This is a genomic window from Bacillus sp. B15-48, assembly GCF_016879755.1.
In the GTDB taxonomy this organism is placed as follows: domain Bacteria; phylum Bacillota; class Bacilli; order Bacillales; family Cytobacillaceae; genus Mesobacillus_B.
Genome location: NZ_WOFU01000003.1, coordinates 248103 through 268329, shown reverse-complemented (window position 1 = coordinate 268329; position 20227 = coordinate 248103). Strand labels below are relative to the sequence as shown.

Sequence of the window (20227 nt, the reverse complement as noted above, 5' to 3'; positions counted from 1 at the left end):
CTATTAGTAGAAAAGTATAACGCTTACATAAAGAAGAGTAGAAATGAGCATAATGTTTAAGATATCGTATTAGTTTATCTATCATTTGGCCTCTATTAAACGAGTACTGGTTCAAATTCTCCCTTTACAACTTGATTTCCGTTGTTTGAATCAAGCTCTTGTTGTTGTTCGAGATCAAAACGCTCCATAATAGGAAGGTCATTAACAGAAAATAGATAAGTATCCTCTGTTGCTACATGCTCATGCCAAGCCCAGTTCGGTATAACCAAGTAATCCCCTTTTTTCCAGTCAAATCGAACGCCATTGATGATTGAATAACCTGAACCTTTAAATACTTGATAGATGCTAGAATGTGTGTGGCGGTGTGCTTTTCCATGGAACCCCTTAGGTAATAACTGCATTCTTGTACACATCGTAGGATTAGCTGATTCACCAGTTGATGGGTTAATATATTCGACAGCATATCCGTCATAAGGATCTGGTTCAAAGTTCGTTAGCCCTTGAATGGCATCTTCAGTTCTGCTCCATTTGAAATTAGCTAAAGGAGCGATAGTGTAATGACGATCAGAGATTGGACGAACCATTCCGCCTTGATAACGTAGTTCAGAGAAATTATCAGGTGTATTCGGTTGTTGGAGATAACCGTCATACGGATCAAAGAAGGTGCCACCGATTGAATAAACAGTAGGGATATCAAGAGCGTCCATCCATACCATCGGCTTATCACCTAAGTGTTCGTGCCCATGCCAAAGTGTTTTTGGTGTAATTAAAAAGTCTCCTTCTTCCATAAACACCCTTTGGCCTTGAACAATCGTGTAAGCGCCATCTCCTTCGGTAATAAAGCGCATTGCATTTTGTGAATGGCGATGCGATGGCGCCACTTCTCCAGGAAGCAATAATTGTACTGCCGCATATAAAGTTTGTGTTGTTGAGGCCCACCCCCAAGGCTGACGATAGGTTAATCCAGGATTTTGGAAATAGATTGCTCTTCGCTCTCCGCCGCGTTCTGGAGTGAAAATTTCAGCTGCTTCTGATAATTTTTTGTTGATGAGCTCAGCCTTCCATAAGTATGCTTTCGCTTGTGGCTCTGGCTGTTTATGCATTAAATCTGGAATCGCTTCCCAAAGAGGCCCTAAATTGTATTGCTGAATGTCTTTTGTAAAGTCTTGGACGACTTTACTTTTCATGAACTCAGTTGTTTCTCCCATTTTTCATCCCATCCCCATTTTAAAATAGTTTTTTAAGACAGAGGTTATGCACTGCAAACATTTGCCTATTTACTGTTTTCATTCAACTCACTTGACTTTAGAGACTTTATTTTCTAAAACGCCAATCTTGTCAATTTCGATTTTGACAATGTCGCCGTCTTTTAAGAAAGTTTGAGGTTTGCGGGCAAAGCCGACCCCACCTGGAGTTCCAGTTAAAATGACATCACCTGGCTCTAGAGACATTAAGTTTGATAAAAATTCAACTAAGTATTGAACACTAAATACTAAATTATCGGTGTTTGCTCGTTGACGTTCTTCCCCGTTAACTGTTAAGACCATTTCAAGTCCGCTAGGGTTGGTTAATTCATCTGTTGTGACTAACCATGGTCCCATTGGTGCGCTTCCTTCAACCGTTTTTCCTTGCAACCATTGAAGAGTTCGACGCTGAATATCACGGTAGGTGACATCGTTTACAATTGTATAACCAGCAACATAATCAAGAGCATCTTCTTGTGAAACATTACGAGCCTTTTTCCCGATGACGAAGGCGAATTCTGCTTCATAGTCTAATAGTTCAGAAACAGGATAAAATGGAATGTCATCTTGCGGTCCAACCACCGTGTTTGCGAATTTAGCAAATATGACTGGATATGGCGGTAATTCTCTTCCCATCTCTAAAATGTGATCGCGATAATTGTGACCGACACAAATCATTTTTCCGGGTGCTGGAACAGGAGCCTCAATTTTCACTTCGTCGAAGTTATAAATGAGTTTATGTGTAAAAGCGTTTTCATTGTTAAGCGCAAATACAATGGCTTCCTGTACATAAGATAGACTTTCTTTGCCACCTTGTAGTAGTTCCGTCATATTTGCGGGGACGTAAGCGTCCGCAATTTTTTCATAACGATATTTTCCTTGTTGCTGCAATAATGCCTGATAAGCATAATTGAGGTCGACAACCTTGTTTGATTCGGCGATTAATGTGCCAGTACGGGTAAAACCATTTTGAGTAAACGTTACTAGTTTCATAATCTTCTCCTTTATTTCAGAGTAATTTTGAAATAAACCATTAAAAACGAATTGTACCAAAATAGTCTCTTTCTACTCGTAAAACCATGTTCCATTCAAATAATCAACGATTTGAATGTGTCACCACCTTTTAGAAGGTCAATAAGTTATTTACGTTGTTAATTCTACAAATAGGGAACTCGGTTCACTATTTCTATAATTATATTAATCTAAATTTCGAAATATTGTCAAGAGTTTGAGACGGTTATTTAATTGATTTTTTATTTTTCGATAGTTTAAACAACTAGATAGGCACAAAAGTTGTTGGAAAAGAGATAAAGTGTTAAATTTATGAAAAAAAGAATTTAAACCTTGAAACGATAGTAGGGTTGATTGTTAAAGTAAGGAGAATTGGATAAAAATGAAAATTGAGAAAAGCAACACGATGATTCAATCTTTGCAAATCGGTATTTCAATTATTGATTTGATTTCATCAAAAGACACTCCAATGCGATTTGCTGATATTCAAGAAGAAACAGGGATTACAAAGAGTAACTTATATAAGTATTTAAATACACTAACCCAATTGGATTTGCTTTATCGCGACAAACAAACGAATTTGTACCAATTAGGAAGTAAATTAATACAATATGGCATGTCTGCAATTGGACATAATGATGTGACAAAACGAGTAACCCCTTTTTTACAAGAAATTAGTGCCTATACTTCCTGTACTGTATTATTTTCGGTATGGACGCATAATGGTCCAGTAACTGCAAAAATTTGGAGTTCCAACCACGCATTAAATATCGGTGCGCAATTAGGGAGCATTCTTCCTCCATCTTCTTCGGTCGGCAAGATTTTCACTACTTTTTTAAGAGAAGGGGAAACAGAAGAATGGCGAGGAAAGGAAGGGAAGGGACATTATCAACTAACTGAGCAGGAAATTGCAAATATAAAAAAGAATAAAATTTCTTTTGCAAAAGAACCACTTGTTCCTTCGATTTCATCAACTTCAATTCCAATTTTTGATTTTAGTGAAGAACTAATTGGCGCAATAGCAGTTATTGGTTTTTCAGAAACCATTCCGTCAACGCCATCTGAACCAATAAGTCAGTATTTAATGAACTTTCATAAAACAATTTCACAGATATTTGGTTATTCAGGGAAATTGTAGGATAAGAGACTTTGTGAAATCCAAGCATAATGCTTGGATTTTATTTTTGAAACGAAAAAGCTAATCTATACTTTGGTTAGGATTTTCCGATTTGTAATAAGTTGGGGATTGTTTATTTAGTTATCGTGTTGCTCATATCTAGATTTTTTCCTCATTTTTAAGATCTTGTCACCTTCTGCCTATTCTTTTTGTTTTCTCCTGCATTCTATGTAAAGCAGAATCATTTTCAAGGTTTATTTGAGGGGTGACGAAAGTCCTCCTAGAAAGGAGATTGGTGTTTTCATGACATCACAGAATGCAGGTATAGAGGTTATAAAGACCGCTGATACTGAGCGGTCGAAGGTTGGTAATACAATCAATTATACAATTATAGTGCGAAATACCGGAGATACGACCTTATCCCGTATAAGTGTCGCTGATTCACTGTTGGGTCCTATCACCCAACTATTCCCTGAATCATTGGCTCCGGGTCAAGAAGCAACTGTGACGGTTCCGTATATTGTGCTGGAAACGGACCCGGATCCACTTGAAAATACCGTTATGGCTATTTATAGGACAACACTAATAGCTCGTGATTCCGTGAATGTGGACCTCTTCAATCCAGCAGTAACGGTAGAAAAGACTGGTCCCTCTTTTAGTAAGGTTGGCGATACGGTTACTTATACATTTACCGTAACAAATACGAGTTCAAGTGATAGTCCGAACCTTATATTAGATAGTGTCATTGATGATCTTTTTGGCGATCTGACGCAAACTGCTTTTGCATCTGGCTGGTCTAATCTCCCACCGGGAGCTGTTCGTACATTTAGCGTAAATCATACAGTAACTGGTGATGATCCAGATCCGTTAGTCAATACAGTTACGGTTAACTACCATCCAGAAGGGTTTGCAAATATTCTCTCAGCTTCTGATCAACATATTGTTGATCTCGTGCATCCTGATTTCTCAGTTAATAAATTTTGTTTTAGACAGCCAGCGGTAGCAGGTGGAACAGCGACTTTCCAAGTAGATATTACGAACACTGGAGATGTTCCATTAACAATTGTTGCTGTTGATCAGGGGGTTTTCTACAGAAATGACCGACTTCAACCTGGAAATGTTTTTAGTTTTTTAGTAAATGTTCCTGTTCCATCAGCTTCTAATGGAACATGTCCCCGTGAAGTGGGCAATACAGTAAACGTTACAGCTACTGTGGCTGAATTTGAAGGGGGTCTTAAGTTACCAAACGAAATTCAAAAATCCGCTGTGGCTACTTGCCCTGTTGTGGTTCGCGGTAGGGCAACCGGGTTTTGGCAAAGTAATCCAGGCCAGGCAATCCTTGATCCAGACCAAGATGGGAATATTAATCCACCGGTACTATTAGGAACATCTGGAGTTGGTTTAAGGTCTCTCTCTGTTTCTAGGATTGCTCAATCTAATACCATTTTGATTAATCGATATTGCAGCTTGCCGGGTAGCAATTGTACGAACCGAAGCAGTAATCTTCAGCAAAATACAATGGAAAAGTTAATCGCACAAACATTAGCTTTAACTTATAATATTCGTTTTCTACCTTGTTACAATAACCAAATTGCTAGGGATCTTGCTTGTAGAGACTTTTTAGAAGAAGTCGGATTACCTGTAGATGCTACTGTAAATGATGTGTTGGCTACAGCAAATGGTCTAATTGGCAGTAGCAATAGTATTGGTTTAACTACCCAAGCACAAGCGAAGGCAGTGATTCGTTTGCTTGAGTGTCTCAACCGTGAGTCATAAGGCTTTATTATGCATGCTGTTCATAAAAGGGCAAGAGAGGACGAGGCATATAAAAAGTGCTTCGTCATTTTTTTATATCCATTAAGTCACTGAATTTCTACTAAGTACATAATGTATGAAAAAGGAGTGAAGTAAATGGATATCCTTTCATTTATAATTATGGCTATAATTGCAATGGTAATTGGGACTGTGGCAGACAAGGTGTCGCCTGTTGGTATGCCAGGGAGTTGGGCTGGTGCTATGTTTGCAGGTTTTCTTGGTGCATGGCTTGGACCATTATTATTTGGAGCATGGGGACCGGTAATAGCCGGTTTTGCATTAATTCCCGCCTTATTAGGTGCAGTTATCGTGGTAATAGTTATGGGGTTCATAGCCAAATTGTTTAGATAAGAACGCAGTTAAACATCAATATAGTTTGAAAAATTTTAAACCGAAGTAGATTAACATATGCACAGCTGAGAAATTGTACAACGCACCATTCGCTAAGATAACTTTTTTATGCGGATTCGTTAGCGAGATAAAAACTAAAGTAAAAGACGATAAATTTATTGATGAAAGTATTGATTTCTACATTTTTGTGATGTATATTATATTCCTGCCGTGAATGTGGCTCAGCTGTGTTTAATGTTTATAGAAAATATCCTGAAAAAGTAATTGACAGAATGAGTTAGGTATTATATAATAAGATTCCTGTCGCAGGAAGGGCAGTCAATTGGTAGATCAACTAACTTGTAATCAGTAGGTTGGGGGATCGAGTCCTCTGGCCGGCACTACTTTTTTTGCGCCCGTAGCTCAATTGGATAGAGCGTTTGACTACGGATCAAAAGGTTAGGGGTTCGACTCCTCTCGGGCGCGCCATTTATTATTAATGATGAAATAAATAACCAATATATTTTTTAAAACTAATGGATTGGACCCTTAGCTCAGCTGGTTAGAGCAGACGGCTCATAACCGTCCGGTCGTAGGTTCGAGTCCTACAGGGTCCATTTTAGTGGAGGAATACCCAAGTCTGGCTGAAGGGATCGGTCTTGAAAACCGACAGGCGGGTTAAACCGCGCGGGGGTTCGAATCCCTCTTCCTCCGCCATTTAAATTATTTATTATCGCGGGGTGGAGCAGTCCGGTAGCTCGTCGGGCTCATAATCCGAAGGTCGCAGGTTCAAATCCTGTCCCCGCAATCTGGTCCGGTAGTTCAGTTGGTTAGAATGCCTGCCTGTCACGCAGGAGGTCGCGGGTTCGAGTCCCGTCCGGACCGCCATTTATATGGCTCAGTAGCTCAGTCGGTAGAGCAATGGACTGAAAATCCATGTGTCGGCGGTTCGATTCCGTCCTGAGCCACCATTTATTCATTGTTTTGGATAGAAATATTGGTGGGAATTTAGTAAAATAAAAACCGATATATATATATATTACATCGGAGGGGTAGCGAAGTGGCTAAACGCGGCGGACTGTAAATCCGCTCCCTCAGGGTTCGGCGGTTCGAATCCGTCCCCCTCCACCATTTATTTCATGATAGGGGTATAGTTTAAAGGTAGAACTGAGGTCTCCAAAACCTCCAGTGTGGGTTCGATTCCTACTACCCCTGCCAACTTATTATGGCGGTCGTGGCGAAGTGGTTAACGCATTGGATTGTGGCTCCAACACTCGGGGGTTCGATTCCCCTCGATCGCCCCATTTTCCAAACACATTTATATGGAATTTAAATAGTACATTAATGGGCTATAGCCAAGTGGTAAGGCAACGGACTTTGACTCCGTCATTCGTAGGTTCGAATCCTGCTAGCCCAGCCATTTATGCGGAAGTAGTTCAGTGGTAGAATACAACCTTGCCAAGGTTGGGGTCGCGGGTTCGAATCCCGTCTTCCGCTCCAGTTTAATATGGCGGCATAGCCAAGTGGTAAGGCCAAGGTCTGCAAAACCTTTATTCACCGGTTCAAATCCGGTTGCCGCCTCCATCATTCTACTTATATATAATTTTGCGGGTGTAGTTTACTGGTAAAACCTCAGCCTTCCAAGCTGATGTAGTGGGTTCGATTCCCATCACCCGCTCCATATAGGGGCCTATAGCTCAGCTGGTTAGAGCGCACGCCTGATAAGCGTGAGGTCGATGGTTCGAGTCCATTTAGGCCCACTTAAAAGATCGAGGTAATCTTACTTCGATCTTTTAATTTTGTATGAAAAAGTTAAATTATGAACATTTGGTCAAAGAGATTCGTAGGCTTTTTGAGCGATAATGCTGGTAATGCGTTTTTTAATCCAAGTACTAGTATTAAAAACACCAACTTTTGTTGATATATTGCTAGTACTCGAAATAAAACGTTATAAAATGATGGGTTAATCCGAGTACTAGCAATAAAATGAGCTTAGAAGGCCGATATAATCCCTGTACTAGCAATAAAAAATGGTCAAAAATCGGTTTAATCCAAGTACTAGCATAAAAACAGCCTTATTATCACGGTTAATCCAAGTACTTAGAATAAAACATAGCCTATTTATGAAGCAAATCCAGCTTTTAATCTGAGTACTGCCAACGAATCGACATAAAATTTAAAATAGGTCTTCTAACATGTTTTTTAAAAGTTTATATGATATTAAACAAAAAAACTAGTTTGAATAAGGGGAGAATATATTGTTTCAGAATAATTTGATTTAACTATTGATTAAATTTTTGAATTATGTCAGTATATAGATAGTCAAATTATAACTGAATAAAGAAACACTAGGGGTGCTAATAGCTGAGAGAGGTGTATTGCCTTAACCCTTGAACCTGCACTAGGTAATGCTAGCGAAGGAAAGTGGTGATTGAATTTTCAATTCATTGTGATTTTATGCATTTTTGCAAATGAATAATGAGACCGCTTCTTTCCAGAGAAGCGGTTTTTTGGTGTTACAGGAGTAAAAGACTGAACTAGTGATCGTTAACGTGCCATCATACCTGGTTTACAAAGTACTGTTATCTTCAGGAGGAGTTACATGGAAGAGCGTTTGAAAAACTTAATCGAGCAAGTAGATGAACGTCAAGAAGAATTAATTGATTTAATAAAACATTTAATTCGTTTTAAAACACCAGCACCACCAGCCCGAAATACAGCGGAGGCTCAACAATATATTGCTTCCTTTTTATTAGAGAAGGGTTTTGTGATCGACCAGTGGGATGTTTATCCAGGAGATCCGAATGTAGTTGGAGTACTCAAAGGAATAGATTCAGAGCATTATAAAAGTTTAATTATTAATGGTCATATCGATGTAGCAGAAATAAATGAAGACGAGGATTGGCAGACAGATCCGTTTACGCCAGTTGTTCAAAATGGTGTAGTCATTGGCAGAGGGGCTGCTGATATGAAAGGCGGGCTAGCGGGTGCTTTATTTGCTATTCAATTGTTACATGAAGCTGGTATACGGTTACCGGGAGATGTAACATTTCAATCCGTTATTGGTGAGGAAGTAGGTGAAGCTGGAACTTTGGAATGCTGCAATCGCGGATACACAGCTGATTTTGCTATCGTTTGTGATACCACGGATTTACATATACAAGGACAGGGAGGGGTTATTACAGGCTGGATCACTGTGAAAAGCAAACAAACTTTTCATGATGGAACAAGAAGAGAGATGATCCATGCAGGTGGAAACTTATTCGCTGCCAGTGCAATTGAAAAAATGGTTAAAATTATTCAAGGTTTACAAGAACTTGAAAAACATTGGGCTATAATGAAAAGTTATCCAGGTTTCCCGCCAGGAACAAATACGATTAACCCTGCAGTGATCGAAGGGGGAAGACATGCCGCGTTTATAGCTGATGAGTGTCGTTTATGGATTACTGTCCATTTCTACCCGAATGAGACTTATGAACAAGTAACAAAGGAAATTGAAGAACATATCCTGGCAATTGCTCAGGCTGATCCGTGGTTAAAGGAAAACCCACCAACTTTTAAGTGGGGAGGTTCTTCGATGATTGAAGACCGTGGAGAGATTTTCCCTGCACTTGAAATTGACCGAGATCATCCTGCTGTTCATACGTTAATGAATGCTCATGAACGCATCTCAAATGAAGAGACCGTTGTCGGTGTCTCTCCATCGGTAAATGATGGTGGTTGGTTTGGCCATGCTGGCATTCCTGCAGCAGTATATGGTCCGGGGACTCTTCGCGAAGCGCATTCTGTCAATGAGCAAGTATCGATTGAACAGCTCGTTCAGTATACAAAGGTGATGTTAACATTTATTTATCAATGGTGTCATTCGCAAAAATAGATTAAGAGAAAGAGGGAGAAAAAACAATGAAATTTTCAGAAAGATTACTAGAGAAGCTTCAGCCGATTTGGCGTAAAAATCACTCACATCCATTTGTCCAAGAAATGGGCGCAGGAACATTAGATCCTGATAAATTCCGTTTTTATATGGTCCAAGATTACCTATATTTAATTGAGTATTCAAAACTGTTTGCGGTTGGTGCAGCTAAGGCATCGGAATTAGAAGATATGACTGTATTTGCGAATTTATTGCATGCGACGATGAATGAAGAGATGGCTTTGCATCGTCAATATGCCGCTCGCTTTGGAATTTCTGAACAGGAGCTAGAAAATGCAAACCCATCACCGATTACATTAGCTTATACCCATTACATGCTTGCCTCAGCCTATAATGGAACACTTGCAGAGCTAGTTGCTGCGTTGCTGCCATGCAGTTGGAGCTATTGGGAAATTGGCAAGGAATTAAGTGACATACCAGGGGCAAGTGATCATGAATTGTACGGGGATTGGATTAAAATGTATAGCTCGCAAGAATTTGCACAAACGGCAACGTGGTGTATTGAGTTATTAGATAAATTGGCAGCGGGGAAATCAGATGTCGAGCTCCTTCAGTTGGAAAAGATCTTTTTAAATACAACTCGGTTTGAATACATGTTCTGGGATATGGCATATAACAAGCAAATGTGGCCGACAGATGAGTAAGCAAGTTTTGCAGTTTAATGATGTCAGCTTCCAATACCAAGCTGATAAAGAGAGTGACCAATCTCTTATTCTTAATGGGATTAACTTTCAGTTAGAAGAGGGCGAATTTGTCAGCATCATTGGCCCGAGCGGTTCTGGGAAAAGTACGATTTTCCGCTTAATTACCGGACTTGAACAACCGTCAACAGGCTCTATTTTATTAAATGGTGAAAACGCCTCAAATCGTTTAGGGATGGTCGGGTACATGCCTCAGCAAGATTTATTAATGCCATGGCGGACGATTATGGAGAATGCGGTGCTACCGTTAGAAATAAAAGGTGTAAAAAAGACAGAGGCAGAAGCCCGGGTTAGAGGGTTATTAGCGGACTTTGGGTTAAAAGGTGTTGAGGATGCCTTTCCGAAGGACTTATCTGGCGGGATGAAACAACGGGTATCATTTTTGCGCACAGTGTTAAGTGGGTCGAATATTTTATTATTGGATGAGCCATTTAGTGCGTTAGATGCGATTACAAGATTAACAATGCAAGAATGGCTCCTTGAACAGTGGGAGAAATGGAAGAAATCGATTGTATTTATTACCCATGATGTTGATGAAGCCCTCTTTCTTTCCGATCGTATTTTTGTATTACAAGAAAAACCGAATCATTCAATCCAAGAGGTAAAGGTTCCGTTAGGTCGTCCTCGATCGGTTCGTGATTTAAGCGATCAAGAGGTGCTTACATTAAAAGAACACTTAATTGACCAGCTCCGTTCGAGGGTGGCAGAATGAAACGTTTTCAGTCGTATCTTTATTCAAGTATGCTGGTGTTGTTTCTTCTCGTTTTGTGGGAAATTGGCGCAAAGCTTTATAATAAAACGTTCATCCTCCCTGGGCCAACGGATGTTGCCTTAAAGCTTTGGGAGTTAAGGGCGATTTTATTGTTCGAGCACCTGCCGTCGACTTTGTTGATTATCCTGATTGGATTAGCGGCATCAATTGTCATTGGGGTTGGACTGGCTATTTGGATGTACATGAGTAAGGTGGCGGAGAAAACATTTTATCCGTTAATCGTAGCCTCACAGACAATCCCGACAATCGCCCTAGCTCCTATCTTTGTCGTCTGGTTTGGCTATTCGATTTGGAGTAAAGTTGTCGTTACATTTTTAATTACTTTTTTTCCATTAACAGTTAGTACCTTTGATGGGTTACGATCGTCGAGTAGAGAGTTAAAAGAATTAATGCTTACGATGGGAGCGTCACGAAAGGATATCTTCTTTAAATTAGATGTACCTTCTGCGTTGCCTTCCATTTTTTCTGGTTTAAAAGTGGCTGTAACGATCAGTGTGATTGGTGCGGCAATTGGCGAATGGTTAGGGGCACAATCGGGGCTTGGTTATTTTAGCCGTCGAATGATGACGCAGTTTGATGGTGCGGCGGTCTTTGCACCGATTGTTTTATTATCAATTATTGGAATTTTATTATTTTTATTTGTAACTTGGTTAGAAAAAATATACTTAAAATGGAGGAAATGATCTCATGAAAAAGATAATACGAATAGGTACAGCGGTTTTTTTGATCTTTCTATTAGCCGCATGTGGGGCTGATAGCACGGCGCAGGAAGAACGGGATGAAACCGATACAGGTGAAAAGAAGGAAGTAGAAGAATTGAAGGAAGTTAGTATCATGCTCGACTGGTACCCAAATGCGGTTCATAGTTATTTATATGTAGCAGAAGAGAAAGGATATTTTGAGGACGAAGGGGTAAAGGTTGATATTCAATTTCCAGCAAATCCAACCGACCCGTTAAATCTCGTTGCTGCTGATAAAATTACGTTAGGTTTGTACTATCAACCAGATGTAATTGTCGCACGAGCGAATGAGAATGTTCCTGTAAAATCAATTGCAAACATTGTTCGTTCACCATTGAATCACCTAGTTATTTTAGCAGATAGTACGATTCAATCACCAAAAGATTTGGAAGGCAGAAAAGTAGGATATCCAGCAATTCCATTAAATGAAGCGATTCTTGAGACGATGGTTACGCATGATGGAGGCGAGTTTAGCAAAGTCAATATGATTGATGTCGGTTTTGAGCTTAATCCAGCGCTAGTAACAGAAAATGTAGAGGCGATCATTGGTGCGTTTATTAATCACGAAGTACCTGTATTAAGTCATATAGGCTATGAAACGCGTTATTTTAATCCAATTGATTATGGTGTACCTGATTATAACGCAATTGTACTTGTGACGAGTGATGCGACATGGGAAAAGGAAAAAGACGCCATCCAATCCTTTTGGAAGGCAGCAAAAAAAGGCTATGACTTCATGAAAGAAAACCCAGAAGAGGCTCTTGAGATTTTATTAGCAAATCAAGATAAAGCAAACTTCCCATTAGTGGAAGAAGTTGAGGCAGAAAGCATTCATATTTTACTTCCAAAAATGGAAGTGGATGGGGCAGAATTTGGTTCTCAAGATGAACAATCTTGGGAAGAGGTATCTAACTGGTTAAAAGAAGTTGGTTTAATTGAAACCGTTCCAGAATTGAGTGAGATCATGGAAAATATTGAATAAGATTGAATGAAAATCAAGCTTGGGCAACCAAGCTTGATTTTTATTATCCGTATACCTTTCCTCTATGTAACAGTCTTACATTTTTACTTGTTAAATCCATTCATATTGCAAAGAAACACGGAGATAATAAACTCACATATGAAATCTAAGGATTAATCAAAGCAATAGCGGAGGGATTTTCATGAAAAAACCATGGTATAAAAAGTGGTGGGTTTGGGCAATTGTAATTTTTGTTCTTTTCATAGCGATGACAGGAAATGATGATGAAATTGAGCAAACTCAGAATGATACGGCTGTAGAAGACTCTGAAGCGGCAGATGAAGCTGAAGATCCAGTAAGTGAGGAAGAAACGGCTGAAATAGAAGAACCAGATGAGCCGGTCGAAGAAACGCCGCAAAGAGCAATGGTGAATAAAATCGTCCAATTAATTGAAACAGGACAAGTATATGATTCTGGAAACTATATTAAAGGAGATATTCCTGCAGGAGAATATGCCTTTGTATCGTTTGAAGGTAGCGGAAAATATTATGTTGAAAAGGATTCAGGTGGGAATATTATTGATAATGAAAACTTTGATAGTTTTGGCTATGTTCATGTTCATGAAGCGGGAAATTTAGAAACAAAAGGAGTACTAATAAGCGTCGACGCTTTTGACGAACTAGAAGTAAGTGGTGCGAAAGAAATTTATGAAACCCTAAATAATGTTGAAGATTTTAAAGATGCTGGTTACTATAAGGCTGGATTAGATATCGATCCTGGTCAGTATGTGATGGAGAGTTATGGAAGAGGGTATGTTGCCGTCATGACTGGACCAGTTGGCAAAAGCAATATCGTCGATAATGAGAATTTTGAGGGGCGCTATAGCGTAAATTTAGGTGATGGACAATATTTGAAAGTTTCACGAGCATCTATATCTGAATAACATGAAAAAGTCATGATTGGAAAGTAGGACTATAAGGGAAAATTATAGCGAACATATATGAACTTCAGGTATAGTAAAAAGTGACAGGAAATAATTCAAAATATGAGGGGGAGGATTCCTATCACTAGCTATAATCAACTAATAGAAAAGCTTAAGCAATTTGGGGTTACGGACGAATTTTTACCAGCGATGGATCAACCTAAAGTGACAATAGAAACGGATGTTAAAGTTTTCAATAATGATTTTAACATTTTACAGTTAAGTTTACTCTATTCGATGATTACAGTTGATGAATGGAAGGACCAGAAGTCATTTTATATTATTTGGAAAAATACAGATATGAAATCAAATTTAAAACGATTTGTTCTTTATTATAATCAGCAAAAAGGAGTCCTCCGTAGAAAATATGTATATCGGAATGGGATAGAATCTAGAAAAGAGGAAAAACGACCCGTTCCAAAAGAACAACTTGTTTCAGCAGCAAGTAAGGGGATCCTATCGATCTTGTTAGAGGACTTTAAACAAATGGATTAGCAACAGGAGTAGAATCTCCACGTTGAATTTGTAAATGCTCCGTTTCCTTGTTACTTACGTCGATTCAAGGGAGATGGAGCATTTTTGGTAATCGTCGTTTTAGCATCAATTGCTTAAACACCTTCATCAACAAGAAATCATAAAATAGGAAAAATCATTTATGGAGTTGTTACAAATGACGATTACTGTTATCACAGGTGCCTATACTGGACACCCTGGCTATGGCCAAGCACATTATATTTATCCTCAGGGTCATCAGCCGTTTATCGTTCCTCATACATGGCAAGCACTTCATCCAACTCACACACATTACACGATTCATGGAAGCCCAGCTTCGTATCTACCGATTCATTATACACCTAGGGAACAATATGTGGGTGGTTGCCCTTTAAATGCCGGAATCAAGTGGCCTTAATTGAAGACAAACAGGATGAATAGAATTAAATTTGCTATTCGTCGCTAGAAATTCAGGCTAAATAAGCCAGACAAGGTATTTACTGCGCACATATGCTGCTGTATCCTTGTCGGGCTTATTCATAGACTACTCAAAAATATAACTGATAACGTCAAGCGCTTGGTCGGTGGTTTCTACCGTGACATTCGCTTTATTAGAGAGCTCTTTTAAGGGATGAATGAATGATTCAGGTCTGATGATGATCGTCGGTTTATTCATAGCAATGGCCATGCTTGCATCCATTGCTGTATTCCATTGTTTATATTTTTCACCGAATAAGGCGATGACGATATCCGATTTTTGCATTAATACTTGTGTTCTAAAATTATTAATATCAGAAGCAGTATCATCCTTATATAAATTGCTTGGTTGTTTCCCGAGGATTGCCTCACCAATATCATCTGAGCGGTCATGGTTTGTTTGTGGCCCGACAAAAGTTAACGGGAGATTCTTTTCCTCGGCTTTCCTCACTACCTCCTCTCTCCAATTATCATGAATCTGCCCTGCTAAATAAACGATTAAATTCATTCGAACTCCTCCAATGCAAAATGGTGCTAATTTCATCCTTATTTATCTTTTCTTTTTTTAAATGAATAAACCCTTCTTATTTATTAAAAATAACGTTGAAAGACTATTTAGTAGGAGATGAATAGATGAAAGAGAGACTGATGAAGTCGATAGTTATTGTTGTCCTTTTTTTATGCTTTCCCATATCGGGGGTCATCGCCCATGCGAATGAACTGACCGAGGGTAACGAGGTGGTTGATGAACCTGCATGGTGGAAAAAAGACAGGACTGAAAAGCGTGAGGGAGAATTTCCAAATCTTAAAGGAGGATCAGAAGAACAAGAACGACATCGACAGCAGCCTGTCGATATGAACATTTTACAGCAACAGTTTCCTAACATATTTATTTTACAAGGACCTACTATTCAAAATCGAATCGCATTAACCTTTGATGATGGCCCAGACCCAAGGTTTACAGAGGATGTATTAAATGTACTAAAACAGTACAATGTACCTGGTACGTTCTTCTTGATGGGATCACGGGCAATTGCTTATCCTGAAATCGTGGAACGGATGAATAATGAAGGTCATGTAATTGGGAATCATACATACTTCCATCCGAATCTTGTAAAAGAAGCGGATATTCCAACACTAGAGAGGGAAGTAACAAGAACGGAAGATGTTCTTAATGAAATTCTTGGGTTTCGAACAAGTCTTTTCCGTCCGCCATATGGTTTTCTATACAATGAATTGGTCGAAAAGCTTGCTGAAATGCAATACCTGATTATCGGTTGGTCAGTTGATTCATTAGATTGGCAAGAAGACCCACCAGAAATCATTGCTTCAAACGTTTTAGACCAAATTCATCCAGGTGCTATTATTCTTATGCATGATGGAGCAGATTGGGATGGAGATCGAACGAATACCATTGAGTCGCTTCACCAAATTATCCCGACATTGCAGGAGCAAGGATATGAGTTTGTTACAATACCTGAGTTATTAAATGTTCCCTTTGCGAAATAAATGAATAAATGAATGAATTGACTGCTGATGTAAACTTAGAATTTTTCCAATCTAAAAATAAAAATAGAGGAGGGATTCTTTATTTTCCTCCTCTGTTTGCTATTTCTGACTAAAAGCGATATTTAACCCAATCAATGTCAACAATGAACCTTGAACTAAGTTCATTTTTCTTGAAAACGAAGGACTTTTTCGTAAATATGATCCAATTTTGCTTGCAAAGATGCTGATGAAAACAAAAATTACGAAAGCTTGAAGCAAAAATAAAGCGCCATAAACAAGCATTTGCAGAGAAACATAACCAGCTTCATAATGAATGAATTGTGGAAACAGTGCCAAGAAAAACAACGAAACCTTTGGGTTTAGTAGATTCATTATAATCCCTTTTTTATATAAAGACTTGTAACTTAAGGAGTTCTCACTCGCTAGTTTTAGATCAGAGTCTTTTGAGCGAAAAGACTTATAAGCTAAATATAATAAGTAAGCAGCCCCGGCGTATTTGACAATGGCAAACGCTAATGCTGATTGATAAATGATTGCGGTAATCCCAATGGTGGCAGCCGCGATGTGGCCTAAAAGTCCTGTACATAAACCGAGAGCGGTTGAAATACCTGCATTTTTCCCCTTGGCGATACTTTGTGCCAAAACAAATAAATTATCTGGTCCTGGCATTAAAGTCAGGAGAGTGGCTACACCTAAAAAAGATACGATTGTTAAAAAATCCACTTTTCTCTTCCTCCTCTTTAAGCCATTTTACATTAATATTTTTGGAAATAGAAGAATTCTCTATGTTCTACATAATTTAAGATTAAAGCATCCACTCGAGGGGAAACGGTATATATGTTAAATTAGATATATGGTTAACTTTGTCACTAGGATAACCTTAATGCAGAATAAATAAAAGAAATGATAAAACGTAGGAGTGGATCTAGATGAGAGCAGTCGTTCATGAAGGGAAAACAGGTTTTGACGGACTTAATTTTTGTGCTATAGAGGAGCAACAGCCAAAAACTGGCGAGGTGACGGTGAAATTAAAAACAGCCGGACTCAATCACCGTGATCTATTCGTTCTTAATCGTCATAACCCAACTGACCCACCGCTTATTATCGGTTCTGACGGAGCCGGAATCATTGAAGCTGTTGGCGAAGGAGTTTTGAATGTTCAGGTGGGCGATGAAGTAATAATAAACCCAGGCCTTGGTTGGAAGGAAAAGAGTGATGCTCCACCTGCTGGTTTTGAAATTTTAGGTCTTCCTTTCCACGGGACTTTCGCAGAAAAGGTCGTTGTCCCTGTAGATAATGTCGTCCATAAGCCTTCGTACTTAACATGGGAAGAAGCTGGTGTATTGTCATTAGCTGCGCTAACAGCCTATCGGGCATTGTTCACAAGAGCACGAGTAGATGGGGATATGAAGGTGCTGATCCCTGGAATCGGTAGTGGCGTAGCGACGTTTTTATTGCAATTTGCAAAAGCGGTAGGGGCAACTGTGTATGTGACTTCTCGCTCGATGGATAAATGTCAAAAAGCACTTGAATTAGGCGCTGACAAAGCGATTAATAGCAATGAAGAAGATTGGGGTAAAGCACTAGGCGGTGAAAAAGTGGATGTCATTATTGAATCCGTTGGAGCCGCTACATTCAATAAGTCGCTTGATCAACTTCGCCCAGGAGGGACAATCGTTACATTTGGGGCTTCTGCAGGGGATGAGGTTCAAATAAATCTCCGTAATTTTTTCTATGGACAGTTCAATCTTTTAGGAACAACGATGGGGAGTGCGGAAGAATATAAGGAAATGCTGAATTTTATTGAAACGCATAAAATCAAACCTATTATTGACCGAATGTATCCATTAGATCAATTTGAACAAGCATTTAAACGAATGGATCAAGCTGTTCAATTAGGTAAAATCGGTTTCTTAATCGACTAAGAATTGGGAGATTTGAATATCTCGGCAATCCTACAAAAGATAGGATTGCCCTTTTTCTAAACAAAGTAGAAAATATAATTTCATGTAATTGGAGAAATGAAGGAGTCAATCATGAGGAAGTTAAGCGTGGCTTTATTGCATTTGTTGCCTATTGCGGGGGATATTCACTATAATCAAGCTCTTATTGAAAAAGCGGTCAAACGTGCTTCGGAAAAAAATGTCGATTGGATTGTCACACCTGAATTGGCTGTTAGCGGGCTGCAGTTTTCCTCTAAAATTGGCACAGATTGGATTGACCAACAACCAAACGAATGGATGACGAAATTCTGTTCGTTCGTTCAATCCCGAAATGTAAATGTATTTCTTGGATGTCCTGAAAAGGGGGGAAATGGAGAACTTTATAATTCTGTATTTGTAATTAATCGACAGGGAAATATAATAGGGAAACAAAGAAAGATTACGAGTATCATAGATGATTGGTCAACATCAGGCGATTATCTTGAGCCAATTGAGCTAGGGGATGTGAATGTCGGTGTTTTGATCTGCGCCGATTCCTATACAAAAAAATATGCCGATTCACTATTAGATAAAGGAGCAGAAATTCTTGTTGCTCCATCCGCTTGGGGGCCAGGTTCATGCGGTCCAAATGGCGAGTGGGAACAAAGGTCAATCGATACCGGACTATGTTTATTTGTTTGTAATCGCACCGGGGAAGATGAGACGGTTTCCTTTTGGGCAGCAGAAAGTATGGTCATCAAGGACGGAAAACGACTCCTCTCACACCAATCCAAGGAATCGGCGATTTTATATTTTGAATGGGATTTAGAAAAAATGGATGTTCTTTCTCCTCAATTTGAGATCGAGCTTTTATCTTAGAATTTTCTATAATTTGTTATCTTTCGCATCGTTTTAATTTCGTGCTAAAATAAATTAAATTGCCCCATTTCTAAGCAAGCGTGCACAAAAATAACTACTTGCCAAATGGAATCGAATTCTATGAAAATGATAGGTGTGTTGTCATCATGAAAACTAGGAAAGCAATGATTATTATTGCTAGTTTGCTAATCGTCTGTTTCCTTTCCTTTTTAACCTTTTCAGAGTTTAATCAAACAAAGTCAGTAATCGTAAAGCCTCCGGGAATATTGGCGGAACAATTAGAGAATCGAGCTGAAGATCCTATAGTTGAAGAAAAGGAACCGATCGAGGATGACGTAATAGACATTGCTACTGAAGAAGGGGAACAGCTAGAAGCAGATAACGAAATTGAGAAACGAACAATAACCGAAGAAATTAAACAAAAAATTAGAGAAGTCGTTGAGGGTACGATCAATCTGTTTAAAAAAGATTTAAAGATTGTTGCAATTGGTGATTCTCTCACTGAAGGAATCGGTGATGAAACAGAAAGTGGTGGTTACGTTGGAATTCTCAATCACACTTTTGAAGATCATCATGCGAATATAAAGATAGAAAACTACGGAAAAAAGGGAAACCGTACAGACCAATTATTAAAACGACTGGATAATAAAGAAATTGCGTCTTCAATTGCGAAAGCTGATATTATTTTAATTACAATCGGGGCCAATGATGTGATGAAGGTGGTAAAAGATCATTTCATGAATCTTCATCTTGAGCTTTTCGAAAAAGAAAAGCTGAGTTATATTGAGAGATTAAGAACGATTATTAACAAAATAGACGAATTAAATCCTGATGCGCAAACATATATCATCGGTTTTTATAATCCATTCGAAGAACATTTTAGTGAGATTTCGGAATTAGGGATGATTATGAATGATTGGAACAAGGCGAGTGAAACCGTAACCGAAGATTTTAATAATGTTTCTTTTATACCAATTGATGACTTATTTATTGAATCCGACGTAGTGTTGGCTGATGATTATTTTCACCCAAACACGAGTGGCTATAAACAAATGGCAAAGCGTGTTTTAGAAAGCTTGGAAGAAATTAGTTTAGAAACAGAGATTATCCCAGAAAATCTGGTCAATGAATGAGCGAAATTAAATTACCCAGAAACATCTTCACCAAAAAGGAACCCTTTTGTTTATAAAGCAAAAGGGTTTTTTCTATAGAAATTAGTGAAATAAAGATAGATTCTGTATCCCTTATCGTCAGTGGTCTTCCTTTTCTCTGAAAATATTATTATTACATTGCGAAAAGTGAAAATATATAGTTGTTTTTTTGAATGAAGTATAATAAAAT

General features: G+C 38.7%; 19 protein-coding genes, 14 tRNA genes and 1 riboswitch. Of the genes, 29 read left to right on the top strand and 4 right to left on the bottom strand.

The window, feature by feature from the left end; genetic code table 11:
- Positions 1-95: 95 nt before the first annotated feature.
- Complete coding sequence (locus GNT69_RS11855) at positions 96-1208, bottom strand: cupin domain-containing protein (RefSeq protein ID WP_203555174.1); 1113 nt, start codon at positions 1206-1208, stop codon at positions 96-98.
- 87 nt (positions 1209-1295) lie between these two features.
- Positions 1296-2237 (bottom strand): fumarylacetoacetate hydrolase family protein, encoded by a 942-nt coding sequence (locus GNT69_RS11850; protein WP_203555173.1) that lies wholly within the window; start codon positions 2235-2237, stop codon positions 1296-1298.
- A 400-nt stretch (positions 2238-2637) separates the two neighbouring features.
- Between GNT69_RS11850 and GNT69_RS11845 the strand changes: the two genes are divergently transcribed.
- The 25 genes from GNT69_RS11845 (at position 2638) to GNT69_RS11725 (ending at position 14517) form a co-directional block, all read left to right on the top strand.
- Entirely contained in the window at positions 2638-3393 is a 756-nt protein-coding gene (locus GNT69_RS11845) for an IclR family transcriptional regulator (RefSeq protein ID WP_203555172.1), read from the top strand.
- A 282-nt stretch (positions 3394-3675) separates the two neighbouring features.
- Positions 3676-5148 carry a DUF7507 domain-containing protein gene (locus GNT69_RS11840; protein WP_203555171.1) on the top strand — a complete coding sequence of 491 codons (1473 nt, stop codon included), beginning with the start codon at positions 3676-3678 and terminating at the stop codon, positions 5146-5148.
- Between the two features lie 135 nt (positions 5149-5283).
- Positions 5284-5538 carry a GlsB/YeaQ/YmgE family stress response membrane protein gene (locus GNT69_RS11835; RefSeq protein ID WP_203555170.1) on the top strand — a complete coding sequence of 85 codons (255 nt, stop codon included), beginning with the start codon at positions 5284-5286 and terminating at the stop codon, positions 5536-5538.
- A gap of 391 nt (positions 5539-5929) precedes the next feature.
- A tRNA-Arg gene (locus GNT69_RS11830) sits at positions 5930-6006 on the top strand.
- A gap of 54 nt (positions 6007-6060) precedes the next feature.
- Positions 6061-6134 (top strand) — tRNA-Ile (locus GNT69_RS11825).
- A 7-nt stretch (positions 6135-6141) separates the two neighbouring features.
- Positions 6142-6234 (top strand) — tRNA-Ser (locus GNT69_RS11820).
- A 17-nt stretch (positions 6235-6251) separates the two neighbouring features.
- Positions 6252-6325 (top strand) — tRNA-Met (locus GNT69_RS11815).
- 3 nt (positions 6326-6328) lie between these two features.
- A tRNA-Asp gene (locus GNT69_RS11810) sits at positions 6329-6405 on the top strand.
- A gap of 7 nt (positions 6406-6412) precedes the next feature.
- A tRNA-Phe gene (locus GNT69_RS11805) sits at positions 6413-6488 on the top strand.
- Positions 6489-6563: 75 nt separating this feature from the next.
- Positions 6564-6648 (top strand) — tRNA-Tyr (locus GNT69_RS11800).
- Positions 6649-6661: 13 nt separating this feature from the next.
- Positions 6662-6735, top strand: a tRNA-Trp gene (locus GNT69_RS11795).
- 10 nt (positions 6736-6745) lie between these two features.
- Positions 6746-6821, top strand: a tRNA-His gene (locus tag GNT69_RS11790).
- 41 nt (positions 6822-6862) lie between these two features.
- Positions 6863-6937: transfer RNA gene (locus tag GNT69_RS11785), tRNA-Gln, on the top strand.
- A gap of 5 nt (positions 6938-6942) precedes the next feature.
- Positions 6943-7017, top strand: a tRNA-Gly gene (locus GNT69_RS11780).
- 9 nt (positions 7018-7026) lie between these two features.
- Positions 7027-7101, top strand: a tRNA-Cys gene (locus GNT69_RS11775).
- 23 nt (positions 7102-7124) lie between these two features.
- A tRNA-Gly gene (locus GNT69_RS11770) sits at positions 7125-7198 on the top strand.
- A 5-nt stretch (positions 7199-7203) separates the two neighbouring features.
- A tRNA-Ile gene (locus GNT69_RS11765) sits at positions 7204-7277 on the top strand.
- A gap of 580 nt (positions 7278-7857) precedes the next feature.
- A riboswitch (TPP riboswitch) is annotated at positions 7858-7957 on the top strand.
- A gap of 162 nt (positions 7958-8119) precedes the next feature.
- Complete coding sequence (locus GNT69_RS11760; protein ID WP_203555169.1) at positions 8120-9394, top strand: acetylornithine deacetylase; 1275 nt, start codon at positions 8120-8122, stop codon at positions 9392-9394.
- 26 nt (positions 9395-9420) lie between these two features.
- Positions 9421-10095: a thiaminase II gene (gene tenA, locus GNT69_RS11755; RefSeq protein ID WP_203555168.1), complete on the top strand. Its 675-nt coding sequence runs from the start codon at positions 9421-9423 to the stop codon at positions 10093-10095.
- Positions 10088-10864, top strand: a complete 777-nt coding sequence (locus GNT69_RS11750) for an ABC transporter ATP-binding protein (RefSeq protein WP_203555167.1) — start codon at positions 10088-10090, stop codon at positions 10862-10864. Before tenA ends, GNT69_RS11750 begins: the two co-directional genes overlap by 8 nt.
- A complete protein-coding gene (locus tag GNT69_RS11745; RefSeq protein ID WP_203555166.1) occupies positions 10861-11607 on the top strand; it encodes an ABC transporter permease in 747 nt (248 codons plus the stop codon). The genes GNT69_RS11750 and GNT69_RS11745 overlap by 4 nt, the downstream gene beginning before the upstream one ends.
- A gap of 4 nt (positions 11608-11611) precedes the next feature.
- Positions 11612-12646: an ABC transporter substrate-binding protein gene (locus GNT69_RS11740; RefSeq protein WP_203555165.1), complete on the top strand. Its 1035-nt coding sequence runs from the start codon at positions 11612-11614 to the stop codon at positions 12644-12646.
- Positions 12647-12827: 181 nt separating this feature from the next.
- A complete protein-coding gene (locus GNT69_RS11735; protein ID WP_203555164.1) occupies positions 12828-13568 on the top strand; it encodes a hypothetical protein in 741 nt (246 codons plus the stop codon).
- A 102-nt stretch (positions 13569-13670) separates the two neighbouring features.
- Positions 13671-14102, top strand: coding sequence for a hypothetical protein (locus tag GNT69_RS11730; RefSeq protein WP_203555163.1), 432 nt, complete (start codon positions 13671-13673; stop codon positions 14100-14102).
- Positions 14103-14262: 160 nt separating this feature from the next.
- Entirely contained in the window at positions 14263-14517 is a 255-nt protein-coding gene (locus tag GNT69_RS11725) for a hypothetical protein (protein WP_203555162.1), read from the top strand.
- Between the two features lie 126 nt (positions 14518-14643).
- Here GNT69_RS11725 and GNT69_RS11720 read toward each other — a convergent pair whose 3' ends face one another.
- Positions 14644-15084 carry a YtoQ family protein gene (locus GNT69_RS11720; protein ID WP_203555161.1) on the bottom strand — a complete coding sequence of 147 codons (441 nt, stop codon included), beginning with the start codon at positions 15082-15084 and terminating at the stop codon, positions 14644-14646.
- Positions 15085-15209: 125 nt separating this feature from the next.
- On the opposite strand from GNT69_RS11720, the gene GNT69_RS11715 reads away from it, so the two are divergent.
- Positions 15210-16085: a polysaccharide deacetylase family protein gene (locus tag GNT69_RS11715; RefSeq protein WP_203555160.1), complete on the top strand. Its 876-nt coding sequence runs from the start codon at positions 15210-15212 to the stop codon at positions 16083-16085.
- Positions 16086-16184: 99 nt separating this feature from the next.
- Here the strand turns inward: GNT69_RS11715 and GNT69_RS11710 are convergent, their stop codons facing one another.
- Positions 16185-16808, bottom strand: a complete 624-nt coding sequence (locus tag GNT69_RS11710; protein ID WP_203555159.1) for a LysE family transporter — start codon at positions 16806-16808, stop codon at positions 16185-16187.
- A 206-nt stretch (positions 16809-17014) separates the two neighbouring features.
- Between GNT69_RS11710 and GNT69_RS11705 the strand changes: the two genes are divergently transcribed.
- The 3 genes from GNT69_RS11705 to GNT69_RS11695 all read left to right on the top strand — a co-directional run bounded on the left by GNT69_RS11705 (position 17015) and on the right by GNT69_RS11695 (position 20019).
- Entirely contained in the window at positions 17015-18010 is a 996-nt protein-coding gene (locus GNT69_RS11705; protein ID WP_203555158.1) for a zinc-binding dehydrogenase, read from the top strand.
- Positions 18011-18121: 111 nt separating this feature from the next.
- Positions 18122-18886 (top strand): carbon-nitrogen hydrolase family protein, encoded by a 765-nt coding sequence (locus GNT69_RS11700; RefSeq protein ID WP_203555157.1) that lies wholly within the window; start codon positions 18122-18124, stop codon positions 18884-18886.
- Positions 18887-19032: 146 nt separating this feature from the next.
- Positions 19033-20019: an SGNH/GDSL hydrolase family protein gene (locus tag GNT69_RS11695; RefSeq protein WP_239094174.1), complete on the top strand. Its 987-nt coding sequence runs from the start codon at positions 19033-19035 to the stop codon at positions 20017-20019.
- The last annotated feature ends 208 nt before the right edge of the window (positions 20020-20227 follow it).

Coding starts and splice junctions, on each gene's coding strand:
- GNT69_RS11855 (WP_203555174.1), bottom strand. CDS start 1,208: ATGGGAGAAACAACTGAGTTCATGAAAAGTAAAGTCGTCCAAGACTTT.
- GNT69_RS11850 (WP_203555173.1), bottom strand. CDS start 2,237: ATGAAACTAGTAACGTTTACTCAAAATGGTTTTACCCGTACTGGCACA.
- GNT69_RS11845 (WP_203555172.1), top strand. CDS start 2,638: ATGAAAATTGAGAAAAGCAACACGATGATTCAATCTTTGCAAATCGGT.
- GNT69_RS11840 (WP_203555171.1), top strand. CDS start 3,676: ATGACATCACAGAATGCAGGTATAGAGGTTATAAAGACCGCTGATACT.
- GNT69_RS11835 (WP_203555170.1), top strand. CDS start 5,284: ATGGATATCCTTTCATTTATAATTATGGCTATAATTGCAATGGTAATT.
- GNT69_RS11760 (WP_203555169.1), top strand. CDS start 8,120: ATGGAAGAGCGTTTGAAAAACTTAATCGAGCAAGTAGATGAACGTCAA.
- tenA (WP_203555168.1), top strand. CDS start 9,421: ATGAAATTTTCAGAAAGATTACTAGAGAAGCTTCAGCCGATTTGGCGT.
- GNT69_RS11750 (WP_203555167.1), top strand. CDS start 10,088: ATGAGTAAGCAAGTTTTGCAGTTTAATGATGTCAGCTTCCAATACCAA.
- GNT69_RS11745 (WP_203555166.1), top strand. CDS start 10,861: ATGAAACGTTTTCAGTCGTATCTTTATTCAAGTATGCTGGTGTTGTTT.
- GNT69_RS11740 (WP_203555165.1), top strand. CDS start 11,612: ATGAAAAAGATAATACGAATAGGTACAGCGGTTTTTTTGATCTTTCTA.
- GNT69_RS11735 (WP_203555164.1), top strand. CDS start 12,828: ATGAAAAAACCATGGTATAAAAAGTGGTGGGTTTGGGCAATTGTAATT.
- GNT69_RS11730 (WP_203555163.1), top strand. CDS start 13,671: ATGAGGGGGAGGATTCCTATCACTAGCTATAATCAACTAATAGAAAAG.
- GNT69_RS11725 (WP_203555162.1), top strand. CDS start 14,263: ATGGAGTTGTTACAAATGACGATTACTGTTATCACAGGTGCCTATACT.
- GNT69_RS11720 (WP_203555161.1), bottom strand. CDS start 15,084: ATGAATTTAATCGTTTATTTAGCAGGGCAGATTCATGATAATTGGAGA.
- GNT69_RS11715 (WP_203555160.1), top strand. CDS start 15,210: ATGAAAGAGAGACTGATGAAGTCGATAGTTATTGTTGTCCTTTTTTTA.
- GNT69_RS11705 (WP_203555158.1), top strand. CDS start 17,015: ATGAGAGCAGTCGTTCATGAAGGGAAAACAGGTTTTGACGGACTTAAT.
- GNT69_RS11700 (WP_203555157.1), top strand. CDS start 18,122: ATGAGGAAGTTAAGCGTGGCTTTATTGCATTTGTTGCCTATTGCGGGG.
- GNT69_RS11695 (WP_239094174.1), top strand. CDS start 19,033: ATGAAAACTAGGAAAGCAATGATTATTATTGCTAGTTTGCTAATCGTC.